The 22334-nt window shown below is 58.2% G+C and carries 19 protein-coding genes and 1 tRNA gene; 13 read left to right on the top strand and 7 right to left on the bottom strand.

Annotation, left to right across the window (positions count from 1 at the left end; translation table 11 throughout):
* Positions 1 to 14: 14 nt before the first annotated feature.
* The 6 genes from ATY80_RS14750 to ATY80_RS14725 are packed head-to-tail and all read left to right on the top strand — an operon-like array spanning position 15 to position 8639.
* On the top strand, positions 15 to 2459 hold the full coding sequence (locus ATY80_RS14750; protein ID WP_088693249.1) for a DEAD/DEAH box helicase family protein: 2445 nt from the start codon (positions 15 to 17) through the stop codon (positions 2457 to 2459).
* A 1-nt stretch (position 2460) separates the two neighbouring features.
* Positions 2461 to 3306, top strand: coding sequence for an FRG domain-containing protein (locus ATY80_RS14745; RefSeq protein ID WP_189637157.1), 846 nt, complete (start codon positions 2461 to 2463; stop codon positions 3304 to 3306).
* A gap of 18 nt (positions 3307 to 3324) precedes the next feature.
* Positions 3325 to 4779 (top strand): class I SAM-dependent DNA methyltransferase, encoded by a 1455-nt coding sequence (locus ATY80_RS14740; protein WP_088693119.1) that lies wholly within the window; start codon positions 3325 to 3327, stop codon positions 4777 to 4779.
* A complete protein-coding gene (locus ATY80_RS14735; RefSeq protein WP_088693118.1) occupies positions 4776 to 6506 on the top strand; it encodes a restriction endonuclease subunit S in 1731 nt (576 codons plus the stop codon). The genes ATY80_RS14740 and ATY80_RS14735 overlap by 4 nt, the downstream gene beginning before the upstream one ends.
* Before the next feature lie 19 nt (positions 6507 to 6525).
* Complete coding sequence (locus tag ATY80_RS14730) at positions 6526 to 7704, top strand: phospholipase D family protein (protein WP_088693117.1); 1179 nt, start codon at positions 6526 to 6528, stop codon at positions 7702 to 7704.
* Positions 7704 to 8639 (top strand): restriction endonuclease, encoded by a 936-nt coding sequence (locus ATY80_RS14725; RefSeq protein ID WP_088693116.1) that lies wholly within the window; start codon positions 7704 to 7706, stop codon positions 8637 to 8639. Before ATY80_RS14730 ends, ATY80_RS14725 begins: the two co-directional genes overlap by 1 nt.
* Positions 8640 to 8794: 155 nt before the next feature.
* On the opposite strand, the gene ATY80_RS14720 is transcribed toward ATY80_RS14725, so the two are convergent.
* From ATY80_RS14720 to ATY80_RS14695, 6 genes are all read right to left on the bottom strand, one after another.
* Positions 8795 to 9667 (bottom strand): hypothetical protein, encoded by an 873-nt coding sequence (locus ATY80_RS14720; RefSeq protein ID WP_088693115.1) that lies wholly within the window; start codon positions 9665 to 9667, stop codon positions 8795 to 8797.
* 1 nt (position 9668) lies between these two features.
* Positions 9669 to 12029 (bottom strand): S8 family serine peptidase, encoded by a 2361-nt coding sequence (locus tag ATY80_RS14715; protein ID WP_189637156.1) that lies wholly within the window; start codon positions 12027 to 12029, stop codon positions 9669 to 9671.
* A 139-nt stretch (positions 12030 to 12168) separates the two neighbouring features.
* A complete protein-coding gene (locus tag ATY80_RS14710; protein WP_088693113.1) occupies positions 12169 to 13254 on the bottom strand; it encodes an ATP-binding protein in 1086 nt (361 codons plus the stop codon).
* 275 nt (positions 13255 to 13529) lie between these two features.
* The gene (locus ATY80_RS14705; RefSeq protein WP_141105561.1) at positions 13530 to 14294 is read right to left on the bottom strand and encodes a hypothetical protein; all 765 of its coding nucleotides are present in this window, start codon (positions 14292 to 14294) and stop codon (positions 13530 to 13532) included.
* Positions 14278 to 15321: a hypothetical protein gene (locus ATY80_RS14700; RefSeq protein WP_088693111.1), complete on the bottom strand. Its 1044-nt coding sequence runs from the start codon at positions 15319 to 15321 to the stop codon at positions 14278 to 14280. The genes ATY80_RS14705 and ATY80_RS14700 overlap by 17 nt, the downstream gene beginning before the upstream one ends.
* A gap of 90 nt (positions 15322 to 15411) precedes the next feature.
* A tRNA-Ser gene (locus ATY80_RS14695) sits at positions 15412 to 15501 on the bottom strand.
* 305 nt (positions 15502 to 15806) lie between these two features.
* Here ATY80_RS14695 and rplU point away from each other — a divergent pair.
* The 4 genes from rplU (at position 15807) to ATY80_RS14675 (ending at position 17795) form a co-directional block, all read left to right on the top strand.
* Positions 15807 to 16124 carry a 50S ribosomal protein L21 gene (gene rplU / locus ATY80_RS14690; RefSeq protein ID WP_007528566.1) on the top strand — a complete coding sequence of 106 codons (318 nt, stop codon included), beginning with the start codon at positions 15807 to 15809 and terminating at the stop codon, positions 16122 to 16124.
* Between the two features lie 34 nt (positions 16125 to 16158).
* Positions 16159 to 16428, top strand: a complete 270-nt coding sequence (gene rpmA, locus ATY80_RS14685; protein WP_004127267.1) for a 50S ribosomal protein L27 — start codon at positions 16159 to 16161, stop codon at positions 16426 to 16428.
* A 126-nt stretch (positions 16429 to 16554) separates the two neighbouring features.
* On the top strand, positions 16555 to 17211 hold the full coding sequence (locus tag ATY80_RS14680; protein WP_088693110.1) for a GNAT family protein: 657 nt from the start codon (positions 16555 to 16557) through the stop codon (positions 17209 to 17211).
* On the top strand, positions 17208 to 17795 hold the full coding sequence (locus ATY80_RS14675) for a GNAT family N-acetyltransferase (protein ID WP_189637155.1): 588 nt from the start codon (positions 17208 to 17210) through the stop codon (positions 17793 to 17795). The genes ATY80_RS14680 and ATY80_RS14675 overlap by 4 nt, the downstream gene beginning before the upstream one ends.
* A gap of 41 nt (positions 17796 to 17836) precedes the next feature.
* Here ATY80_RS14675 and ATY80_RS14670 read toward each other — a convergent pair whose 3' ends face one another.
* Positions 17837 to 18700 carry an endonuclease/exonuclease/phosphatase family protein gene (locus ATY80_RS14670; RefSeq protein WP_088693248.1) on the bottom strand — a complete coding sequence of 288 codons (864 nt, stop codon included), beginning with the start codon at positions 18698 to 18700 and terminating at the stop codon, positions 17837 to 17839.
* 84 nt (positions 18701 to 18784) lie between these two features.
* Here ATY80_RS14670 and obgE point away from each other — a divergent pair, with 84 nt between their 5' ends.
* Genes obgE through ATY80_RS14655 form a run of 3 tightly spaced genes read left to right on the top strand, consistent with a single transcriptional unit; the run spans position 18785 to position 22299 of the window.
* Complete coding sequence (obgE, locus tag ATY80_RS14665) at positions 18785 to 19867, top strand: GTPase ObgE (protein ID WP_088693108.1); 1083 nt, start codon at positions 18785 to 18787, stop codon at positions 19865 to 19867.
* Positions 19854 to 21023 (top strand): glutamate 5-kinase, encoded by a 1170-nt coding sequence (proB, locus tag ATY80_RS14660; protein WP_088693107.1) that lies wholly within the window; start codon positions 19854 to 19856, stop codon positions 21021 to 21023. Before obgE ends, proB begins: the two co-directional genes overlap by 14 nt.
* The gene (locus tag ATY80_RS14655; protein ID WP_088693106.1) at positions 21016 to 22299 is read left to right on the top strand and encodes a glutamate-5-semialdehyde dehydrogenase; all 1284 of its coding nucleotides are present in this window, start codon (positions 21016 to 21018) and stop codon (positions 22297 to 22299) included. Before proB ends, ATY80_RS14655 begins: the two co-directional genes overlap by 8 nt.
* Positions 22300 to 22334: the final 35 nt, after the last annotated feature.

Genomic DNA, 22334 nt, shown 5'->3' with positions numbered 1-22334 from the left:
GGAACGGCATCCAGATGGACAAGCGCTCTTTGACGGAACGCGATATCTGCACGAAGTTCATCCTGCCGGCCGTCAAGCAGGCCGGCTGGGATATGATGCTGCAAGTTCGCGAAGAGGTCTTCTTCACCAAAGGACGCATTACCGTACGCGGTAAGCTTGTCGCCCGCGGCAATGCTAAGAAAGCGGACGTGGTCCTCTACTACAAGCCCAATATCCCCATCGCGCTCATTGAGGCGAAGGACAACGGTCACGCGCTGGGTGACGGCCTGCAGCAGGGGTTGGACTATGCCGAGACGCTCGCTATTCCCTTCGTCTTTGCCTCGAATGGCGATGGCTTCGTATTCCACGATCGTACAGGCCTGCGGGACGTGAAGGAGGAAAACCTCCGCCTCGACCAGTTCCCGTCGCCGGAGAAGCTTTGGCGGCTCTACAGCCGATGGAAGGGGCTGGATACCTCTGCAGAGGCTTTGGTGCTTCAGGACTATTATGATGACGGCAGCGGCAAGGCTCCGCGCTATTATCAGGTCCATGCCGTCAACGCCGCCATCGAAGCCATCGCCAAGGGACAGGATCGTGTCCTGCTGGTCATGGCGACCGGGACCGGCAAGACCTATACCGCCTTCCAGATCATCTGGCGTCTGTGGAAAGCCGGTCGCAAGAAACGCATCCTGTTTCTGGCAGATCGCAACGTGCTGATCGATCAGACCATGGTCAACGACTTCAGACCCTTCGGCGGCGCGATGGCCAAGCTCTCCACCAAGTCGAAGACGATCGAACGCTCGGACGGAACTGAAGTGGATGTGCCGCTGGCGCTGGATCGCAAGCGCCGCATCGACACCTCGTTCGAAATCTATCTCGGCCTCTATCAGGCCGTCACCGGCCCTGAGGAACGACAAAAGCTATTCCGTGAGTTCTCGCCAGATTTCTTCGACCTGATCGTCATCGACGAGTGCCATCGCGGTAGCGCTGCCGAAGATTCCGCCTGGCGGGAAATCCTCGAGTATTTCTCCGAGGCCAGCCAGATTGGTTTGACGGCGACGCCGAAGGAGACGGAATATGTGTCCAACACCGCCTATTTCGGCGAGCCAGTATTCACCTATTCCCTGAAGCAGGGCATCAGCGATGGTTTCCTCGCTCCCTACAAGGTGATCAAGGTCCATATCGATCGCGACGTGGAGGGCTATCGACCCGAGAAGGGCCAGCTAGACCGCGACGGCGAGGAGGTCGAAGACCGCATCTACAATGCCAGGGATTTTGATCGCACCTTGGTCTTGGACGATCGCACCAAGCTGGTCGCCGCTAAGGTGACGGAGTTCCTGAAGGAGAGCGGTGACCGATACCAGAAAACCATCGTGTTCTGCGTGGATGAGGAGCATGCCGCCCGCATGCGCCAGGCGCTGATCAACGACAACAAGCACCTCTGCGACGAGAACGCCCGCTATGTCATGCGCATCACCGGAAGTGACACACTCGGCCAGGCCCAGATCGGCAACTTCATCGATCCGGAATCGCGATACCCGGTGATCGTCACGACATCGCGCCTCCTATCCACCGGCGTCGATGCCCAGACCTGCCGTCTCATCGTGCTGGATCGTCCCGTCGGCTCGATGACAGAGTTCAAGCAGATCGTCGGCCGCGGCACGCGCGTACATGAGGATACGCAAAAATTCTACTTCACCCTCATGGATTTCCGCGGTGCGACGAACCACTTCGCCGATCCCGAATTCGATGGCGATCCGGTGCAGATTTATGTGGCGGGCGAGGATGATCCGATCACTCCGCCCGAGGTGGAGCCTCCCGGCTTCGAAGACAACGGCCAAGACGGTTACACCACCCAGCCGCCGACTACCGGTGGCGATGACGTGACGTTCCCAGGTGGTGGCGGTGAGCGCCAGAAGAAGGTCTATGTTGATGGCATCACCGCGCGTGTTGTGGCCGAGCGTGTCGAATACCTTGATGCCAATGGCAAGCTTGTCACCGAAAGCCTGCGCGATTTCACCAAAGCAGCGCTGCTTCGGCATTTCGCCAGCCTCGATGATTTCCTGAAACGCTGGAAATCGGAAGAGCGCAAGGATGCGCTGGTGAAAGAGTTGGCAGCCGAGGGGCTACCGCTGGACGTGATCGCCAAGGAGCTCGGTATTGACCTCGATCCCTTTGATCTCGTCTGCCATATCGCCTTTGACCGCAAGCCGCTGACGAGGCAGGAGCGTGCTGAAAACGTAAAGAAGCGCGACGTCTTTGGCCGCTACGAAGGCAAAGCACGGGCGGTATTGGATGCAATATTGGCAAAGTATGCAGATGATGGAGTTTTGTCTTTTGATCGTGCGGACGTGCTTCGCATCCCTCCGATCAACACGCTTGGTACGCCCATGGAATTAGTGAATGCCTTCGGCGGAAAAGACGAATTCCGTAGGGCGGTTTCAGCGGTCGAAGAGGCCCTATATGAGGGGGCAGCTTAGCATGGAAACCATTGCAAAGGAGCAACTTTTCAGCTTCACCGACACGGGTCGGCTTGCGAAACGCACGTGCCTTTCCATTAGAAAGGGCGATGGTTGCAGAGTGAGTGATTATCTCGATCTCGCCACGAAGGTCGCTAAGCTACAGTACAAGAATCCGAACTATGTAATGCTGTTTAGAGGGCAAAAATCCGACTATCGACGAACAACGAGCGGCTCCGAATTTTCAACCCTCAAGCCAACTTTGTTTCGCGGTAGTCCCGCACCGTCAGAAGCGACACTCCAGCAGAGATTCGCAAAACTTGAAGCCGCAGAGAATAATCTGTTGATTGAATTCGAAAGAGCCGGGTTCCCTGATTTAGAGCGGTTGCAACGGCATCGAATTCTTCGGTGGTCGATCCTGCAACATTACGAAGTGTGCGACACCCCCCTTCTGGATGTTACGCATTCGCTCAGGATTGCCGCCTCGTTTGCCTCTCAGAATGCACACGCCAAGGCTTATATTTTTGTTTTAGGTGTTCCAAATATCAGCGGAGCGATAACCGCAAGCGCTGAAGCGGGCCTTCAAATTATAAGATTAGCAAGTGTTTGCCCGCCTGCTGCCGTTCGCCCACATATCCAAGAGGGGTATCTGTTGGGCGAATATCCCGATATGGGAGGCAATCACCAGAAGCAGTTCTACGGCCATTACGAGATTGATTTTGGGCGAAGGGTTGCTGCAAAATTTTGGTTTCGTCCTGATGAGTTCAGGAGGAATTCTGATTTTCCGCTAGTCGGGCGGGGTGCACTGTATCCGGATGCGAACGACGAAATGTATGACGTCGCACAGACTATCAAAAACAACCTTTAAGAACGAGTAGCTAATCCAATGTCAGTCCGTAACACCGTCAAATCCATCCAGGATATCATGCGCCAGGATGCCGGCGTCGATGGTGATGCCCAGCGCATCAGCCAGCTCTGCTGGATGTTTTTCCTCAAGATCATGGACGATCAGGATCAGGAACTAGAGCTGACCCACGACAAATACGTCTCGCCGATCCCGGAGAAGTTCCAGTGGCGCAACTGGGCAGCCAATCCGGAAGGCATCACGGGTGAGGCGCTTCTGAACTTCGTCAATAATGAGCTTTTCCCGACTTTGAAGGGCCTGCCGATCTCGGCACAGCCGGGTGATCGCCGCCGCGTGGTGCGCGATCTTTTCGAGGATGCCTATAACTACATGAAGTCCGGTCAGCTGATCCGCCAGGTGGTCAACAAGATCAGCGATGTCGATTTCAACAGCCTGACGGAACGCCAGCATTTTGGCGAAATCTACGAACAGATTTTGAACGACCTGCAATCGGCCGGTAATGCGGGTGAATATTATACGCCCCGCGCGCTGACCTCTTTCATGGTGGAGCGCATCGACCCGAAACCCGGCGAAACCCTTTTCGATCCCGCATGTGGCACTGGCGGTTTCTTGACCTGCGCCATCCGCCACATGGAAAAACACCACGTGCGCACACCGGATCAGCGCGAGAAGATGCAGGCCGGCTTTCGCGCCGTGGAAAAGAAGCCTCTGCCGCATATGCTTTGCGTCACCAACATGCTGCTGCACGGCGTCGAAGACCCGAGCTTCGTACGCCACGACAACACGCTCGCCCGCCCGCTGATATCTTGGGGCAAGGATGAGCGCGTCGATATCGTGCTCACCAACCCGCCCTTTGGCGGGCGTGAGGAAGACGGCATCGAGAACAACTTTCCGACTTTCCGCACCAAGGAAACCGCAGACCTGTTTCTGGCGCTGATCGTGCGCCTGTTGAAGGATGGTGGCCGCGCCGCCGTCGTCCTGCCGGATGGCTCGCTGTTTGGCGAGGGCATCAAGACGCGGCTGAAGGAGCATCTCCTGGAGGAGTGCAATCTCCACACTATCGTCCGCCTGCCCAATTCCGTCTTCAAGCCCTATGCCTCGATCGGCACCAATCTGCTGTTTTTCGAAAAGGGAACCCCGACCAAGGACATCTGGTACTGGGAACACCGGGTGCCGGAGGGCCAGAAGGCCTATTCCATGACCAAGCCCATCCGGCAGGAGCATCTACAGGATTGCGTCGACTGGTGGGGCGGCAAGGAGCGCAAGGGTCGCGAAGAAGGCCCCCAGGCCTGGCGCGTGACCCTGGAAGAAGTGAAGGCGCGCGGCTACAATCTGGACTTCAAGAACCCCCACACGGTGGCTGATGACCATGGCGACCCGGAGACCCTGCTGGAAGAGCTGACGGCCGCTGAAACCAGCGCGGCCCGCCTGCGCGACCAGCTGAAATCCATTCTGGCCGAGGCACTGGCCCGATGAACGCCGAACGCCTGTTGCAGCATTACGAACAGATTGCCGATGCCCCGGATGTGGTTGCCCGGTTGCGGCAGTTCATCCTCGATCTTGCGGTGCGGGGCAAGCTCGTACCGCAAGATTCTAAAGATGAACCGGCATCGGAACTGTTGAAGCAGGTCGCGGCTGAGAAGGCGCGGCTGGTGAAGGCGGGAGACCTTCGTAAGCCCCGTGAAATCAGCGATGGAAACGAAATCGTTGAGCCTTGGCTTATTCCCTCGAACTGGCAATGGGCGCGGCTTGATGCTGTCGGCGCGGTCGTTGGCGGCGGCACGCCGTCCGCGACGGATGCGAGTAATTTCGCTCCACCGGGCGAAGGTGTGCCGTGGCTTACGCCAGCGGACCTTGGGGGATATCCCGACCTCTATATCTCAAGAGGTTCCCGCGACCTTTCCGAAAGAGGTTTGAAAGCATCATCTGCAACCATCATGCCCAAAGGCACCATCTTATTCACGAGCCGCGCACCAATCGGTTACGTTGCGATCGCCGCCAATCCAATCTCAACTAATCAGGGCTTCAAATCGATCGTTCCCTATGTTGCGGATTGTTCGAATTTCATCGCAACCGCAATGAAGGCATTTGCACCACAGATAGATGCTAAAGCCCCTGGGACTACGTTCAAGGAGGTTTCAGGTAAAATTGTTGCTGGAATCCCATTCCCTCTCCCGCCGCTTGCCGAACAACACCGCATTGTCGCCAAGGTCGATGAACTGATGGCGTTGTGCGACGAGCTGGAAGCGGCGCGAACGGAGCGGGAGACGAAGCGGGACCGGCTGGCGGCGGCAAGCCTTGCCCGCCTCAACACCTCCGACCCGGAAACCTTCCGCGACGACGCCCGCTTCGCGCTCGATGCCCTGCCGACACTCACCGCTCGGCCAGACCAGATCAAACAGCTGCGCCAGACCATCCTCAACCTCGCCGTCCGCGGCAAGCTCGTGCCGCAGGACCCGGCGGATGAGCCGGCGGTTGAGTTGTTGAAGCGGGTCCAGTTGCGTAAGCCGAGAGGCCGGAAGCCAACTCCCAGGATCGATTCACGTGACGCGCCTTACGACGTACCAACGACCTGGATTTGGGTATCCCTTGAGCAACTTGTTATTTGCGGGCCGCAAAACGGTATCTCGCCACGCCCAACGACCCGCGAGGACGCACCAAAAGCAATCACGCTGACAGCGACTACGAGCGGTAAATTTAATCCCGCGTACTACAAGCGGGTAGAAGGAAAATTTCCCCCAGAATCCGATTTCTGGCTGTCGGAGGGTGATCTTCTTTTCCAGCGCGGGAACACCCTAGAATACGTGGGAATGGCTGCCATCTATGAGGGCCCGCCACACACGTACTTGTTTCCTGATTTGATTATCAAAGTACGTGTATCTGACGATGTTGATCTGTCATATGTGCATCTTGCTTCGATATCTCCCTCGGGTCGCAGATATTTGACTGAGAACGCATCTGGCGCACAGGCAACCATGCCGAAGATCAACCAGACCACGCTGCTATCGCTTCCCATCCCCCTGCCACCGCTCACCGAACAACACCGCATCGTCGCCAAGGTCGATGAACTCATGGCGCTGTGCGACCAGCTGGAATCAAGCCTGACGAGCGCCGACAAGACGCGGAAAAAACTGCTCGACGCGCTACTGGCCGAGGCCCTTGCGCCAGTGGATGCCGTTGCCCTTCAGGAGGCGGCGGAATGACGTTGAGTAAGCACGGCACATGACATCTCGACTGGTCGATCATGGATGGGCAGAGGAGCTTGATGCCGCACTTCGCGTTGAGCATCTAAACCTTTGCATAGTCTCTCCCTTTCTCAAGAAGCGAGCCGTACAACGGATTCTTGCGCATGCACCCCGACCGGTCCGCGTCATAACACGCTTCAACCTTGCCGATTTTGCTGATGGCGTCAGTGACATTGACGCATTGAGGAGCCTGCTTGCCGCGGGCGCACAGGTTCGCGGGATCAGAAGCCTTCATGCCAAGGTCTACGTTTTTGGCGCACGGCGAGCCATTGTCACCTCCGCTAATCTCACGGAAGCGGCGTTGACTAGAAATCATGAATTCGGGCTTGTATCGGATGATCCGGAAATCATTTCCGCATCCAAGGGATACTTCGAGAAACTTTGGGCAGCTAGCGGGATAGAGTTGACCATTCGACAACTGGATGAATGGGAGCAGACAGTCGCAAACCATTTAGCCCGAGGAGCGCCCCATCACATGATCGAGAGCCTGGGGGACTTCGGCGCAATCAGCGCTGATGTGTTGAGCTCTCCACTGCCTTCCGCTGTTATCAATGCCGAGCAAGCCTACGTGAAGTTTCTTGGTGAAGGCAATAACCGAGTTTCGTTGTCATTCCCGGTGCGTGATGAGGTGGAGAGCGCTCTCTGCCACTGGGCTTTGACGTACCCGGCCAACAAGCGACCGACCGCCGTCAAGGACGGTGCCTTGATGTTTATCAGCCGTCTCACCTACGACCCGAGGGACATCATCATATTCGGCCGCGCTATCGGCATGAAATACGTGCCGGGGCGAGACGACGCATCAACCACAGAAACGGAGGCGCGCGACTGGAAGCGATTGTGGCCACGATACATCCGGGTGCATCATGCAGAGTTTGTTGCAGGCACCATGGCAAACGGTGTTTCCTTGAATGCCTTGATGGAAGCGCTCGGCCATGACTCGTTTATCTCCACGCAGAGAAATCATGCGTTGGGCCAGGGCAACACCGATCCGTATAATGCCTACAGGCAACTGGCGGCGGTGCAGCTATCCTCGAAGGGGCAGGAATGGTTGACCGATCGTCTGCAAATTGCCTTGGAGCGGCACGGCAGACTGCCGCAAGACGAATTGGACAAGATTGGATGGCCCACTCTACCTCCAGAATGGACCAGCAATTGATGACAATTCCCGATTACCAATCCCTGATGCTTCCCGTTCTGCGGCTTGCGGCCGACAGGGAAACGCGCGTGCCGGATGCCGCGGAAAAGCTGGCCGATCAGTTTGGTCTGTCCGTCGCGGAGCGGGAGGAAATGCTGCCGAGCGGCCGTCAGCGCATTTTCCACAATCGCATCCACTGGGCAAAGTTCTACATGACCAGGGCCGGCCTGATCGACAGCCCGGCGCGCGGCCGCTTCGTGGCAAGCCAGGCGGGCAGGGCGCTATTGGCCACCAATCCCGCCAGCATCAATGTTGATACGCTGAAAACCTATCCGGCCTTTGCCGAATTCTACGCCTCTAGCACGTCGGGCACTGGGAGAACGGATGCAGCTTCAGCCGGTGCCGGTGAATCCATCGATGCAACCACCTCTGCGACGCCTGAGGAACAGATCGATGCCGCGCAGGCCGTGCTGCATCAGGCGCTGAAGGCTGACCTGCTGCAACGCATTCTGGCGCAGAGCCCGGCCTTCTTCGAACGCGCCATCGTCGATCTGCTGGTCGGCATGGGGTATGGCGGCAGCCACGAAAACGCCGCGCGACGTCTCGGCAAGTCCGGCGACGGCGGCATCGATGGCGTGATCGACGAGGACCGCCTTGGCCTCGACCGCATCTATGTGCAGGCCAAGCGCTACGCCGACCACGTCAGCGTCGGCCGGCCGGAGGTGCAGGGGTTTCTCGGCAGCCTCGTCGGCGTCGGTGCAGCCAAGGGTGTTTTCGTTACCACATCCAGCTTCTCCGCCCCAGCCGCCGATTTCGTCCGCCACCTGCCGCAGCGCATCGTGCTCATCGACGGCGACCGGCTAGCCGACCTGATGATCGAGCATGGTGTCGGCGTGCGAATCGCCCAAACGGTAGCGGTGAAACGGCTCGACGAGGATTTCTTCGTCGAGGAGTGATGGTGCCGCCTGAGGGACAGACGCGGAAATCATTTCCGCGTCTGCTGCACTAGCGAAGGTCCAATTTGCGTGTAGGCCGACCGTTTAGCTGGTCGCGATAGCCATGATTAAACGAGGAAGCAGACGACAGCGAAACTGAGCAGCGAGCGCCAGCCTCAGGTGTACTCAGATACTCTGAATACAATGTAGTTAAAAGGAATTGGTTCTTTTGTAGATTTATCGACCACCTGCGCAGAGCTTGGATTCCATACCACCGTTTCCCAATTCCACTGAGAAGCGTCTCCTTGCACCACTACGAACGAACCGATCCTCAGCGGCACGGAGGTCTGACTAACTGCAAAATCAAGCCCGAGTTTGAAATTGAAGACCTGCTTGTTTTTACTGCGCCGCAGAACGGATTGTACGACGCTTGATGTCAGACTTACGAAAGGTTTGAGTGCGGGTTGAGCCTTGGTCAGTAGTCCCAGGCCTTCCTTAAACGGCCCGCTACCAATCGCATCCAGAATGGTGTCGTCTACGTCGCTCGAAATGTTGATCGTCTTCCCCTCGAATGCGATTCCGTTTTCCCCGACGGACACCCCAAGGAAGATCGGAGAGCCGCTGATCGCTGCGCTTGCTACGTCCTTTGCTTCGGTGGTCAGAGCAAAACGCAATTCCTCTGGCTCGCCTTGCAGCTGGTTCTTTCCAGTGAATTCGCAAAGAATTTTGTGCGTGCCAAATCCTGGGTACCGATGCACCCAGAACTTTTCCAACGTGACCTTGACCCTTGAGTTCTTTAAGGATTCATCTGGTGCAAGCGTCATTGCGCTTTCGATCGTAGAAATCTTGCTGCCCGGCTCAGGAGGAAGGAAGCCACAAAGCATCCCGGTGTATCCCCAAACCTGACTCCCCCACAAGGCAGTGATACCTTGACCAGAACCGCCGGTTGATTGCAGCTCTTCAACGGCTTGGTCATCCCCGATGTCCCGAAGATATTTCAATACACTTGTTCGGCTTTTGGAACCAATACTGTCCTTTTGGTCCGCCATTTCAGCTCCTTACGCGGGTCGGAATCCGTTGCGCTACATCGACACGCTTCGCGCGTACGCGAGCCTCGACGTCGGTGAAAAGGTCTGTTCTGACGGGTTGCCCCATCTCTAGCGTCACCGCCAGTCCATAGGGCACCTCAACCTTCTCGAATGCCGTCATTTCAGCCATCGCCTGGACGCCGAGGAAGAAGTCACCAGCGCCGCCCGCTTGGATAAGATTTTTGCCCTCAAAGACAAGGTGCTGGAGCGTCCCCCGGCGCGCCGCCCTACCGTCGGGAGCCAAGATGCGTTTGATCCCCTTCCAGAAATCACGCTTGCCATTGCGATCGACCACCTCAAGTCGGACGCCGCGATACCGCTGCGTCAGCGGGTCAATGGGTGAGCTCCAAGCAAGCGTCACAACGACGCGACGGAGCTCGCGATTGCTGATCATCGCACGAGGTATTGGAAGCTTGTATTCGTGAAGAATGTTATGGGAGATTTTATCATCCGCAAGCAGCGTGATGCGACTACCATGCGCGGTCGACACCCTTGAGTGATCCGGACGACCGTAGCCGAGCACACGACTGATCGCCTCCTTTTTGCGCAGGGCCTTGCCATGGTAGAGTTCGTAGAGGATGTCTCCTGCCGCACCCCATGCGCAGCCATGAGCAAGCAGCGCTTTTAGAACCACCGCGCGGGTATCAGACTCGAGCCAATCCTCGCCGTTCCCATCGAATACCTCCTCAAGAACGTCTACCAAGCGCGCGGCCGCTCTCGTGGTCAATGCCGTTGCATTGCTGGTCCCTGTGCTCCGTCGAACTTGGTCGAGTAAGACGCCGATACCGGGTGCGGCTGTAAGTTGGCCGACGTCCGGATGCTCTGAAGCCCACGCCAACACATAGCCGGAGTCGTCATCGGACCGGGCCATTTGCCGGCCGCCCTGTTCCACGATTTCCGGCTTTATCGCTCGGTTAAGGCCCAGGCCTATGCTCGACGCGAGATTGGTCACGCCGGAAACCGTGTCAAAGGGGTCTATGACACCTGCCGGGACACCAGTGGAGCTGTCGCCGTGGACCGCGCCGACTGTCAATGCGTTGATCGCTTCAGCAGGGCTGAGCATGACCCTGCTTGCCTTGCTTTTGTCGAGCGCACTGAGAAGTGCAATCTGGCGCTCGACCGTATCAGCGGTCTCAAAAGTGTGGCAATCCACATAAGCGTTAACCGCGAAGGGCTCGAGGCTGTTGCCCGCGCTCACGATAAACAGCAGACGGTATCTGTGGCTCAAATGGTCAAGCAGCTTCGCCCAATAGCTCGCGCGTTGACTGAAGGGAGCTTCGGTATCGCAGATCGAGTGATTGATGACGACCACGCTTTCAGCCTGTGGCGCGGTTCCATCAAGGCCCTCCACCAATGCCATCACGGCGCGATATACCATGCCGATAGGCAACTTTCCCGGCGGGGTACACTCCTCCGCGAGGTTCTGCGGCGCACCCAGTATCGGCACCACCTGCAACACGCGGTCTATGGGCGGAACACCATCACCCAAGTCGCCATGCAAAATAAGAGACGCCATTGCCGTACCGTGCCTGCGCCTCACCACGGGGACGTCCACCGCATGGACATCCACCTCGCTCACTCGGAGTCTGTTCCTGAGAAGCGCATGGTTTTCGACCGGATATCCGTCGAGGAGGGCGACGACCGGAGGCCGTTCGTCCGGTGTCGGAGGAACCGCGCGAACATTCAAGTTCTGCTTGGCAGCATCTCCTGACTCGCTGGTGTACAAAGACTGCGGTCGGACGCGCATGACCCGGTCAGCGGTCGACAGCGGGCCTTCCAATGAGCCAAGCAGGAGCGCCTGCTGGTTCGGTAACTCGACCAAAGCCGCCTGATACTGGATTGCAGGGATTGTGACGAAATCAAGTACCGATCCCTCGACCAGCGTCATGAGTTCGGAAACGTAGCCGGCAGCGGCTTCCCTCAGATCGGGATCGCTTCGGAACCATAGGTCCAGTTCCAGCCGAATGGGCCGATCCGGAAATTTCCGCATCATCTTATCGACAAACAGCGACAAGCCGGGATCGACGCGGTCCTTTGGGGACCAGGTCCTGATGTCGCTCAGATAGCTGAATAGGGGCCACCATTGGCCATCGTCCGTCTTCGGCTTTGTATTCCCCGCCTTGTATTGCTTCCAGAGGGAGAGAATCTTCTGGAGCCCCCGCATGCTGGGCATGGTGACGTAGAGCATGTTCTGCCCGCTGTCCGGCGCAGACTCGTCCTCGGTGGTTTCCTCCCCCTGGCCGTCTTCGTCCTCCTCTTCGTCGGCATCGTCGACAAAGTCCTCACCAAGCCACTCAAACCCGGCATCACGAGCTGCGGACACAAATCTCGCGACATTGGAGAGCGGGCCGATGACCTCGAATACGAGCGCCCGCTCCGGGATGACCTCAGTGGACGATTGCGTGAGGTCCGCGCCGCTCAGAACCTGAGCGATACTGTTTTCGATGCCCCTGAATTTCGCGTCATGGCGCTTTGACTGTTCGGCCGAGGAGATCGCCCTCGGGAACCTCGGTCGCTGCCCCGTCATTCTTGCCTGACTTGCGGGTTCGCGGCTTATTCGTACTATTGGACCTTGCGCCATGCGCCTGAGCACCCCCCACGTCTCGACGTCTACCCCATCTGTCGAGTGCCTGGGCGAATGCCTCGCGGGAACTCAACTTCCCATGCGATAGCACAACTTTTCTGCGAGCGTCGAGCGTAACTGCTTCAATTTCCGAGAAGGTTTCGCCTTGGAACATCTTTACGAAGCTCTCGGCTGTAACCCCCAGATCGCCGAGGGCTTTTTCGGTCCTTAAATACCATTCTCGCAGCTCTCCGGCTCCGGGCCTCGGCAACTCGAGCCGTACCTCGAACCTGCGCCACACGGCACGGTCGAGGAGCTCTGGGTGGTTGGTAGCGCAGACCACGACGCAACTGCTCGGCAGCGCATCCATGTTCAACAGCAACGAACTAACGACCCGCTTGATTTCTCCGGTCTCGTGGGCGTCCGCCCGCTCCTTGCCAACGCTGTCGAACTCGTCGAAAAAGAGTACGCATGGTGTGCGGGATGCATAGTCGACAACCGATTGCAGTCGTGAGGCGGTTTCACCCAAATAGCTGCCAACCAACCCATCGTAGCGCACGGTAAAGAAGGGAAGCCCAAGCTCCGTCGCGACGGCTTCAGCGAGGCTCGTCTTGCCCGTTCCCGGTGGCCCGATCAACATCATCGTGTGGCGCGGCTCTAGCGAATGGGAGCGAAGCAACGCTGTCTGGCGGACTTCGTTGAGCAACTCGTGAATCTCGCGCGAGATTTCCTTCCGAAGGACCAGGTCTCCCATTCGCCGAGCCGGTACGATCTCGCGGAGCAGGAGCTGAAGGGCTTCCGGAAGCATGTTCGAACCTCCGCTGAAATGGCTCGGCGACGAGAGCTCGCCTGCCGGCGCGCGAACGGAACCTTGCCGCTTGTTCTGGCGATGGGCTTCTTCTATCAGCGCTGTGAGGGTGTTACGGGCCGCATCGCCATTCGCCATGTCCGGTCGCAACTTGTGCACCGTTGTGTGTTTGGCCATTTAACCTTCCTTTGCCGCTGCCTCGGCACGGTCGACGGCACATCGCCGCGAACCAGTCTACCCAGACAACATTAACGATTGCTCTGCGGCATGCAAGGTGAGCATGACCGCGTAAGCAAGCTTTGAACCATCCTTGCGTCACACAATGCCAACATCGACCACACTTGAGTAGAGTCGGCTCCGCCGGAATTGTTCCAAAATCAATTGTAACTATTGGCAGGACGGCAGATTCGGAGATCGCCTCGTTCGCCGTGATGCACGGCCGCAGTATAAGTCTACCGCCCTCCCGGTTTCCGTCCCTTCGTTCTCTTCGCCTTTGCAAGCTTGTCGAAATCCAACCCGCGGTACATCGACAGATCGATCTCCGGATTCAGGGGCAGGTTCGCGAGGAGCCTCGCTTTCTTTTCCGTCAACGTGCGGAAGCCATACTTGTCATGCTCATCGTCACCGACATCATGACCAACCTGCAACATTCGATCGCGCTTCTCGATATTCTGGTCACCTGTCTCGGAGATATATCCGCCTCGCAATGAGTGGAACACTTCCCCCTTCGCTTCTTTGACTTTGGCCTTCACGAGTAGGCGGCTCATATAGGATGATGCGCTCTTGCTTGGATCGGCAAGCCTCATCAGCTCACCGAACAGAAACTCGTCGCCTTGTTCCTGCGCCCATTGAACAAAACCGATTTCGGCGAGAAAATTGTGAATGACGAAAAATGTTGCACTGGCGTCAGTCTTGATCGGAATGCGTTTCCACACTCCGTCAATCTGGACAATACCGCTGGTCTGCGCGACCCACACGCCTTGGTATTTTTCTCGGAAATCTGTGCCCTTGAGATGGATAAGAAGACCCAGTCGTCGGCCGGTCATGAAGGCCAACAATGGCAGCATGGCGTTGTCGAGCAGCCCCGTTCTCACTCCCGTATCAAGGAGCTTTTTGGTTTTTTCGTACCCCAGAGGCTCGGTCGGAACAGAGGCAGCTGCTGAATCTGGATACGTAAGATTGGCCCCAATAGAAGGGCTGTTAGGCGATGATCTCATGGGCCGACAGATGCGCTGGGCGGTACTTCGGGTTCGATGGCCAATGTTTCAACAGCTCGATGAACGCCTGCAGGTCGGTGGCAGTATAGGTATCGACTGGGTGATCGCCGATGAGTTCCACGAACAGGTTGAGACGGTTTTCGGCAATAGAAATGTCTTTATTCTTACCTGATTTTGATGATGTTCTGACTGCCAGATAATTCGACGCCAAATCGCTGAACAACGGCTTGTTCGACGGTCGCCGATCGACTGTGCGCCGATCCAACATGAAGTCAGCGACAAAGGATGCGGAAATTCGAGGTGTGATCGGTTTCCTGTCGCGAGGCTCCGGGTTCGGCGCTGGGGCGACCGCAATGGTTTGCTGCAGTGGTGCATCGGATAGCTGAGTGGAGGAATAGTAGCGATGACTTGATGTTCCGGGCTCCGGGGGCTTCTCGTGCTTGGCAATATGCCGTGCGACGAGCATGTCTGCGTTGTCGGCAATCATCTCATCATGAGGCTGCCCGGACTGCTTCGCCGAAACCTCCCGACCGATGCGCACAAGCCCACGCATCATCTCGAGACCTTTGGCCTCTTCCGGCGTCGGGGCGCGAGCGGGCTCGCGCAAGTCGAACAGTCCGCCTTTGAGAATCAGCGTCGCGAACTCGAATGGCCAGTCGTCGGCAGGAATATCCTCGTCAGCGAAAGCACTCACGATGTGCGCCAGATCGGGTCCCTCGTAGCCAGCCATTCTCTTTTCAATCTCCTTGAACGCCATTCGTGCCAATGCCGCCAGCGCATCGGCAAGCTCCCTTGCTTCCTGATGCGGCACAGCACCGAGGCTGACGCGTATCGGTCGCGAGCCTGCGCCGCCGCCGATGCGTTTCGGCAGTCTGATCTGGAAAAGATAGGTTCCGCCGCCCCTCACCAGATAGAGCCCGGAAGATCGCGGTTTAAGCTTGCGATTCCGTTTCTTCGTGGAAATGATTTCCGCGTCGGGTGTTACATCGGACTGTACATGGAGCGATACAATGCGCGATACATTCATGACTGAACTTCCCTTTTGAGGGCAATCTGTCAGGAATTTGCGAGGAAACCCAAGGGCTTGCGGGTAATTGGGGAGGAGTGACCCAACAAATGGCGGAGAGGGTGGGATTTGAACCCACGATACCCTTGCAGGTATGCCGCATTTCGAGTGCGGTGCATTCGACCACTCTGCCACCTCTCCGCGGTCAGGTCGGCGCGTGTTCGGCGCGGGGGGCTACATAGCGACAGAATGGCGGGCTGGCAAGACGAAATCTCAAAGCTTTTCATCCTTTTGCCTTGACAGTGTTTTGGGCCTCGCGTATCTCGGCTTCGCAATAGGTGTGGATAAGTCCGTGCCTGCCCGTCTTGCGCTCGCGCGGGCGGATCACCGGCAGCGAGAGTTCTGGGCGAAAGCCTCTGAAATCCCTGCTTAACCTCGACTGATAAAAAGACGGCCACCTGCTTGTTTGGCGGGTATGAGCCGGAACGAACATGAAAGGATAAAAAATGTTCGCAGTCATCAAGACCGGCGGTAAGCAGTACCGTGTGGCGGCAAACGACGTGCTGACCATCGAGAAGCTTGAAGCAACCGCTGGCGACGCAATTGAATTCACCGAAGTCCTCGTAATCGGCGAAGGCGCCGACGCTGCGATTGGTGCTCCCTTTGTCAAGGGCGCTTCCGTCAAGGCTGAAGTGGTCGAGCATAACCGCGGCAAGAAGGTCATTGCCTTCAAGAAGCGCCGTCGTCAGAACTCGAAGCGTTCGCGCGGCCATCGTCAGCATCACACCGTTGTCCGCATCACGGACATCGTGGCTGCTAAGTAAGATCACGGGACTGAAGGTTTAAAGGAGAACACCAATGGCACACAAAAAAGCTGGCGGTTCGTCGCGCAACGGTCGTGATTCCGAATCCAAGCGCCTTGGCGTGAAGAAGTTTGGCGGCGAAGCCGTCATCGCAGGCAACATTATCGTGCGTCAGCGCGGTACGCAGTGGCATCCGGGTTCCAACGTCGGCCTCGGCAAGGATCACACGATCTTTGCTCTCACCGCCGGCAATGTGAACTACCGAACGAAGGCCAACGGTCGCGTATACGTGTCTGTAATGCCGAAAGCGGAAGCAGCGGAATAAGCCGGTAGCGCTCTAAAACAGCCGGCGTCTCATCGACCCGGCTGAGCGTATCAGGTTCAGTCCAGAAAACAGGGGAGATGGGGCGCCATCTCCCCTTTTTTCTTGTCCAACGAAGGAGGACTGAACATGCAAGGCGAATTGTTGAGGGAAGGCCAATCGTGGTCTCCCCGGGAAGACCAGCGGTCTCCCAAGGAACGGCTGAGGCCGGAGCGGTTAAGGACCGATTGCCCTGTCTTACTATCGGAGCGACTCGTTATGCGCGCGCCGCACGAAGAAGACATTGACGCCCTTGCCCATCTTGCCAACAATGCCAAAGTCGCCACCATGGTGTCGCGTATGCCGCACCCGTACACGGCCAATGATGCCGCCGACTTCGTGCGACGCACGAAAAACGGCGAGATTGGCAAGTGCGTCTATGCGATCACCAAGGCCGAGAACGGCGCCTTTATCGGGTGCTGTGGGGTCGAACCACATCTCGACGGGCGGACCGTCGAGATCGGTTACTGGCTTGGAGAACATTACTGGAATCAAGGCTTTATGACCGAGGCATGCCATGCTCTGGTCGATATGGTCTTCCGCACGCGGCAGGATGTCGACCAGATCGATGCCCGGTGCCGGGTGATGAACGTCGCTTCGCGGCGAGTCATCCAGAAGTGCGGTTTCCAGTTCCAGGGATCGGGGCTGGCGGCATCGCTTGCGCTTGGAAGCAACGTGCCAGTCGAGTGGTACAGACTCGACCGCAAGACCTGGATGTCGCTGAGAAGCTGGGGGAGCGTCTTATGAACGCTATCAGTCTTCAAAGAGCCAGGAGCCAGTCGATGACGCCCGGTCCGTTGCCGGTCATTACAACGGACCGGCTGGTGCTGCGCCCGCACAGACTGAGCGATGCAGATGCGATCGCCGACACGCTGTCCGACTTCGCCGTTACCCGCATGCTCGCGCGTGTCCCTGCGCCTTACGACAGGCAGGACGCGCTCGACTGGCTGGTGCCGGTGACGGCGGGCGGCATGCCCGACTGGCAGTTTGCCATCACCGCCGGTGACGACGCCCATATCGGCGTCGTCGCCATCGAGCTTCGCCATGGTCTTTGGCACCTCGGTTACTGGCTGAACCGCTACTACTGGCGGCGCGGCTATATGAGCGAGGCGGTATTGGCTGTGCTTGAGCGGTTTTCGCGCCGTATGCCTGAGACGGTGGTTCATTCCGGCGTCTTCGCCGATAACCCGGCTTCGCTGAAACTGCAGGAAAAGCTCGGCTTCCGCATGATCGGCTGCAGCGAAATATACAGCTACGCACGCAACACCATGGTTACACATGTCGAGACGATGCTGAAGCCGGGCGCCCTGCAACAGGCCAGGATCGCTTGAGATGAAAAGGAGGCGTCCCGATGTGTCGGGACGCCTCAACCCTAGCCATCGATCTCTGCCCAGACAGGGAAGTGATCGGAGCCGACCGAATTTGTGTCGATCTTCACGGATTTCAGGCGGCCCGTGAGGCCGCAGCTGACGAAACAGTAGTCGAGATGCATGCGTTTGCAGTGGTCCTTGGGATCCATCCAGCTGTAGCTGCCGGGCGTGTAGGCCTTCAACACGGCAAATGCGTCAACCGGCGTGCCGATACGCTGGACACGGCCGTAATAGCCGTCGCTGGCGCCGGCAAAAATGCAATATTCCGGCGATTCCGGCGTCATGTTGAAGTCGCCCATCACGACGTAATCCTCGGTCAACGGCGGATCGCTGATATCGAACTCTTCGCCACCCGTAAGCGATCCGCCTTCGGACACGAAGGCGTTGATACGCTCGTTCAGATGAGAAAGCTGCCGGCTGCGCTCGTCGATGGAGACATGATCGAGATGCACCGAATAGACGCGCAGCGCGCCGGCAGGCGTCTCGATAACGGCCTCGGTCGCGCCACGCTGGAGATTGATCTTGGAGATCGTTCGGCTGCGCGGCAGATGCAGCGTTCGGGTCGAGAGGATCGGCCAACGCGAGAGCACCATGTTTCCGAACTGGAAGCGGGTTCCGCGCAGCGGCCAGCCTTCCGAGGCTTCCTCGACATGCAGGTCGCAAGCCGGTCCATAGACCCAGAAATGGTTGGGAAAAAGCGCTGCGAGATCCGCGGCCATGTCGGCATAATCGTTGCGGACGAAGCCCCGGGTCACCTCCTGGAGTGCGATGATGTCGGCGCCCTTAAGGCTCGCAGCGATTCGGTCGAGGTCGTAGATGCCATCAAGACCGAAGCCGTACTGTATGTTATAGCTCGCAAACTTCACGATAATCCTTTGACCTCCGATTGAACCGCCTATATCGAAAGCGGCAAGAGGGGCGATGAACTGCCACCGCACAATGGAAGTAAGATGAAATTTCTCGACGAAGCAAAGGTCTATATCAAGTCCGGAGACGGCGGCGCGGGCAGTGTCTCGTTCCGGCGCGAGAAGTTCATCGAGTTCGGCGGCCCTGATGGTGGTGACGGCGGACGCGGCGGTGATGTCTGGGTCGAGGCGGTCAATGGTCTCAATACGCTGATCGACTTCCGCTATCAGCAGCACTTCAAGGCCAAGATCGGCATGCATGGCATGGGCAAGAACCGCACCGGCGCGAACGGCGACGACGTGGCGCTCAAGGTGCCTGTCGGCACGCAGATCTTCGAGGAAGACAGGGAGACGTTGATCTGCGATCTGACCGAAGAAGGACAGCGCTTCCGGCTCGCCGCAGGCGGCAATGGCGGCTTCGGCAATGCGCACTTTAAATCCTCGGTCAATCAGGCGCCGGACTGGGCCAATCCCGGTCTCCCCGGCGAGGAAAAGACGATCTGGCTGCATCTGAAGTTGATTGCCGATGCGGGCCTTGTTGGATTGCCGAATGCCGGTAAGTCCACGTTCCTCGCAGCCGTCACCCGCGCCCGACCGAAGATTGCGAACTATCCTTTTACGACGCTGCACCCGAACCTCGGTGTCGCGACCGTTGACGGGCAGGAATTCGTCCTTGCCGATATTCCGGGGCTGATCGAAGGCGCACATGAGGGTGTCGGCATCGGGGACCGCTTCCTCGGCCACGTCGAGCGCACACGCGTACTGCTGCATCTCGTGTCCTCGCAGGAGGAAAAGGTTGGCAAAGCCTACACGACCGTCCGCCGCGAACTCGAGGCATATGGCGGCGACCTTGGCGACAAGGTTGAGATTGTCGCTCTGTCGCAGATCGATGTTCTCGATGACGTCACGTTGAAGAAGAAGACGAAGGAACTTGCCAAGGCCTGCGGCAGGGCGCCGTTCCAGATTTCCGCGGCGACGGGCAAGGGCATGACGGAAGTGTTGCGTGCCCTGCGCGATATCATCGTCGAGGCGAATGCCGGCGCGGCGGAAAAGCTCGCCAAGGCACCAAAACTTCGTCACCGCGACATGGTGTCGGAAGATGAAGGCGAGGCCAATGACGACGCGTAAGTCGCTTGGGCGTTATCGCCGCGTCGTTATCAAGATTGGCTCGGCTCTCCTTGTCGATCGCAAGACGGGTCTGAAAAAGGCATGGCTGGATGCAATGTGCCGCGATATTGCGGCGCTGAAAGCCAAGGGCGTTGACGTCCTCGTCGTTTCCTCGGGTGCCATCGCACTTGGTCGTTCGGTCCTCGACCTGCCTTCTGGCGCGCTGAAGCTGGAGGAAAGCCAGGCGTCGGCGGCCGTCGGCCAGATCGCCTTGGCGCGCGCCTGGTCAGAAAGCTTGTCGCGCGACGAGATCGTCGCGGGCCAGATTCTGCTGACGCTCGGCGACACCGAAGAGCGTCGCCGCTATCTGAACGCGCGCGCCACCATCAACCAACTTTTGAAGATCGGTGCCGTGCCGATCATCAACGAGAACGACACTGTTGCTACCAGCGAAATCCGCTATGGCGACAATGATCGCCTGGCTGCGCGTGTCGCGACGATGGCCGGCGCCGATCTGCTGATTCTGCTGTCGGACATTGATGGCCTCTATACGGCGCCGCCGCACCTCGATCCGCAGGCGGAGTTTCTGGCCACGATTGCTGAGATCACGCCTGAAATTGAAGCCATGGCTGGCGGTGCCGCGTCCGAGCTGTCGCGTGGCGGCATGCGCACCAAGATCGATGCCGGCAAGATTGCGACGACGGCCGGCTGCGCAATGATCATTGCCTCCGGCAAGGCAGGCAGCCCGCTCTCGGCAATCGAGAATGGGGCACGGTCCTCATGGTTCGCCCCTTCAAGGACGCCCGTTACGGCACGAAAGACTTGGATTGCCGGACAGTTGCAGCCGGCAGGCGAACTTCACGTCGATGAGGGCGCTGCTGCTGCGCTCGGCGCCGGCAAGAGCCTGCTGCCAGCCGGTGTTCGCAAGGTTATCGGGCTTTTCAGCCGTGGCGATACGGTGGCGATTGTGGGCCCTCAGGGCCGCGAAATCGCGCGCGGGCTTGCTGGCTATGATGCCGAAGAGGCCCGGCAGATTACTGGTCGCAAATCGACCGAGATCGAGGCAATCCTCGGTTACGCGGGACGCGCGGCAATGATCCATCGCGACGACATGGTGATGACGTCGCAGATCGGTTCGAAATCGGAAAGGCAGAAGAAGGACACAAGCTATGCTTGATACTGTTGCGCAGAGCCCTGACATTGACGCGCTGATGAATGACATCGGCCGCAAGGCCAAGGCTGCGGCGCGACCGTTGGGCTTCGCGTCCACCGAAGCTAAGAACAGGGCATTGAATGCTATGGCCGATGCGATCCTCGCCAACAAGGATCATATCCTCTCCGAAAATGCCAAGGATCTGAAGGATGTTGCCGGCACGGAGATGCTCGCGTCCTTCGTCGATCGTCTGACACTGACCGACAAGCGCATCGCCGAGATGGCTGATGGCATCCGCGCAATTGCTGCTCTGAGGGACCCGGTCGGCGAGGTAATCGCGGCGTGGGAACGGCCGAATGGCCTGAAGATCGAGCGCGTCCGCACGCCGCTCGGCGTGATCGGCGTGATCTTCGAGAGCCGTCCGAACGTCACGGCAGATGCCGGTGCGCTCTGCTTGAAAGCCGGCAATGCGGTCATTTTGCGGTGCGGTTCGGATTCCCGGCGTTCATCGCAGGCAATCCATGCCTGCCTTGTGCAGGGCCTGAAGGCTGCCGGACTTCCGGAGCATGCAATTCAGCTCGTGCCGGTGACCGATCGCGCTGCTGTTGGCGCTATGTTGCGCGGATTGGATGGTACGATCGACGTTATCGTTCCGCGTGGCGGCAAAAGTCTTGTTGCACGAGTTCAGAACGAGGCGAGGGTACCCGTTTTCGCGCACCTTGAAGGACTTTGCCATATCTATGTGGACGCGTCAGCCGATCTCGGCATGGCCAAGGAGATCGTCGTCAACGCCAAGATGCGGCGCACCGGTATCTGCGGTGCGGTGGAAACGATTCTCGTAGACCGGGCTGTTGCCAAGACCCATCTTCGCCCGCTGCTGGAGGCCCTAGCAGGAGCCGGTTGCGAGATTCGCGGTTCGGCTGAGGTTGTTCAGGCAATGCCTGGCGCGAAGGCGGCCACCGAGGAGGATTGGTCGACGGAATATCTGGATGCGATCGTTTCGGTTGGCGTTGTCGACGGCATTTCCGGGGCGATCCAGCATATCCAGACTTATTCCTCCAACCACACCGAGGCAGTGATTGCCGACGATCCTGATGTAGTGGAGCGGTTCTTCACCGAGGTCGATTCCGCGATCCTGTTGCACAACGCATCGACCCAGTTTGCTGATGGCGGCGAGTTCGGAATGGGGGCCGAGATCGGCATCGCGACCGGCAAGATGCACGCCCGCGGCCCCGTCGGCGTCGAGCAGTTGACATCATTCAAGTATCGGGTGCACGGCACCGGACAGACCCGGCCCTGACGTGATCAACGACGAAGTCGGTCGACGTTATCTTC

The sequence above is a fragment of the Rhizobium sp. R711 genome (assembly GCF_002211365.1).
GTDB lineage: Bacteria > Pseudomonadota > Alphaproteobacteria > Rhizobiales > Rhizobiaceae > Rhizobium.
This window is presented reverse-complemented; position numbering and strand designations above follow the sequence as displayed.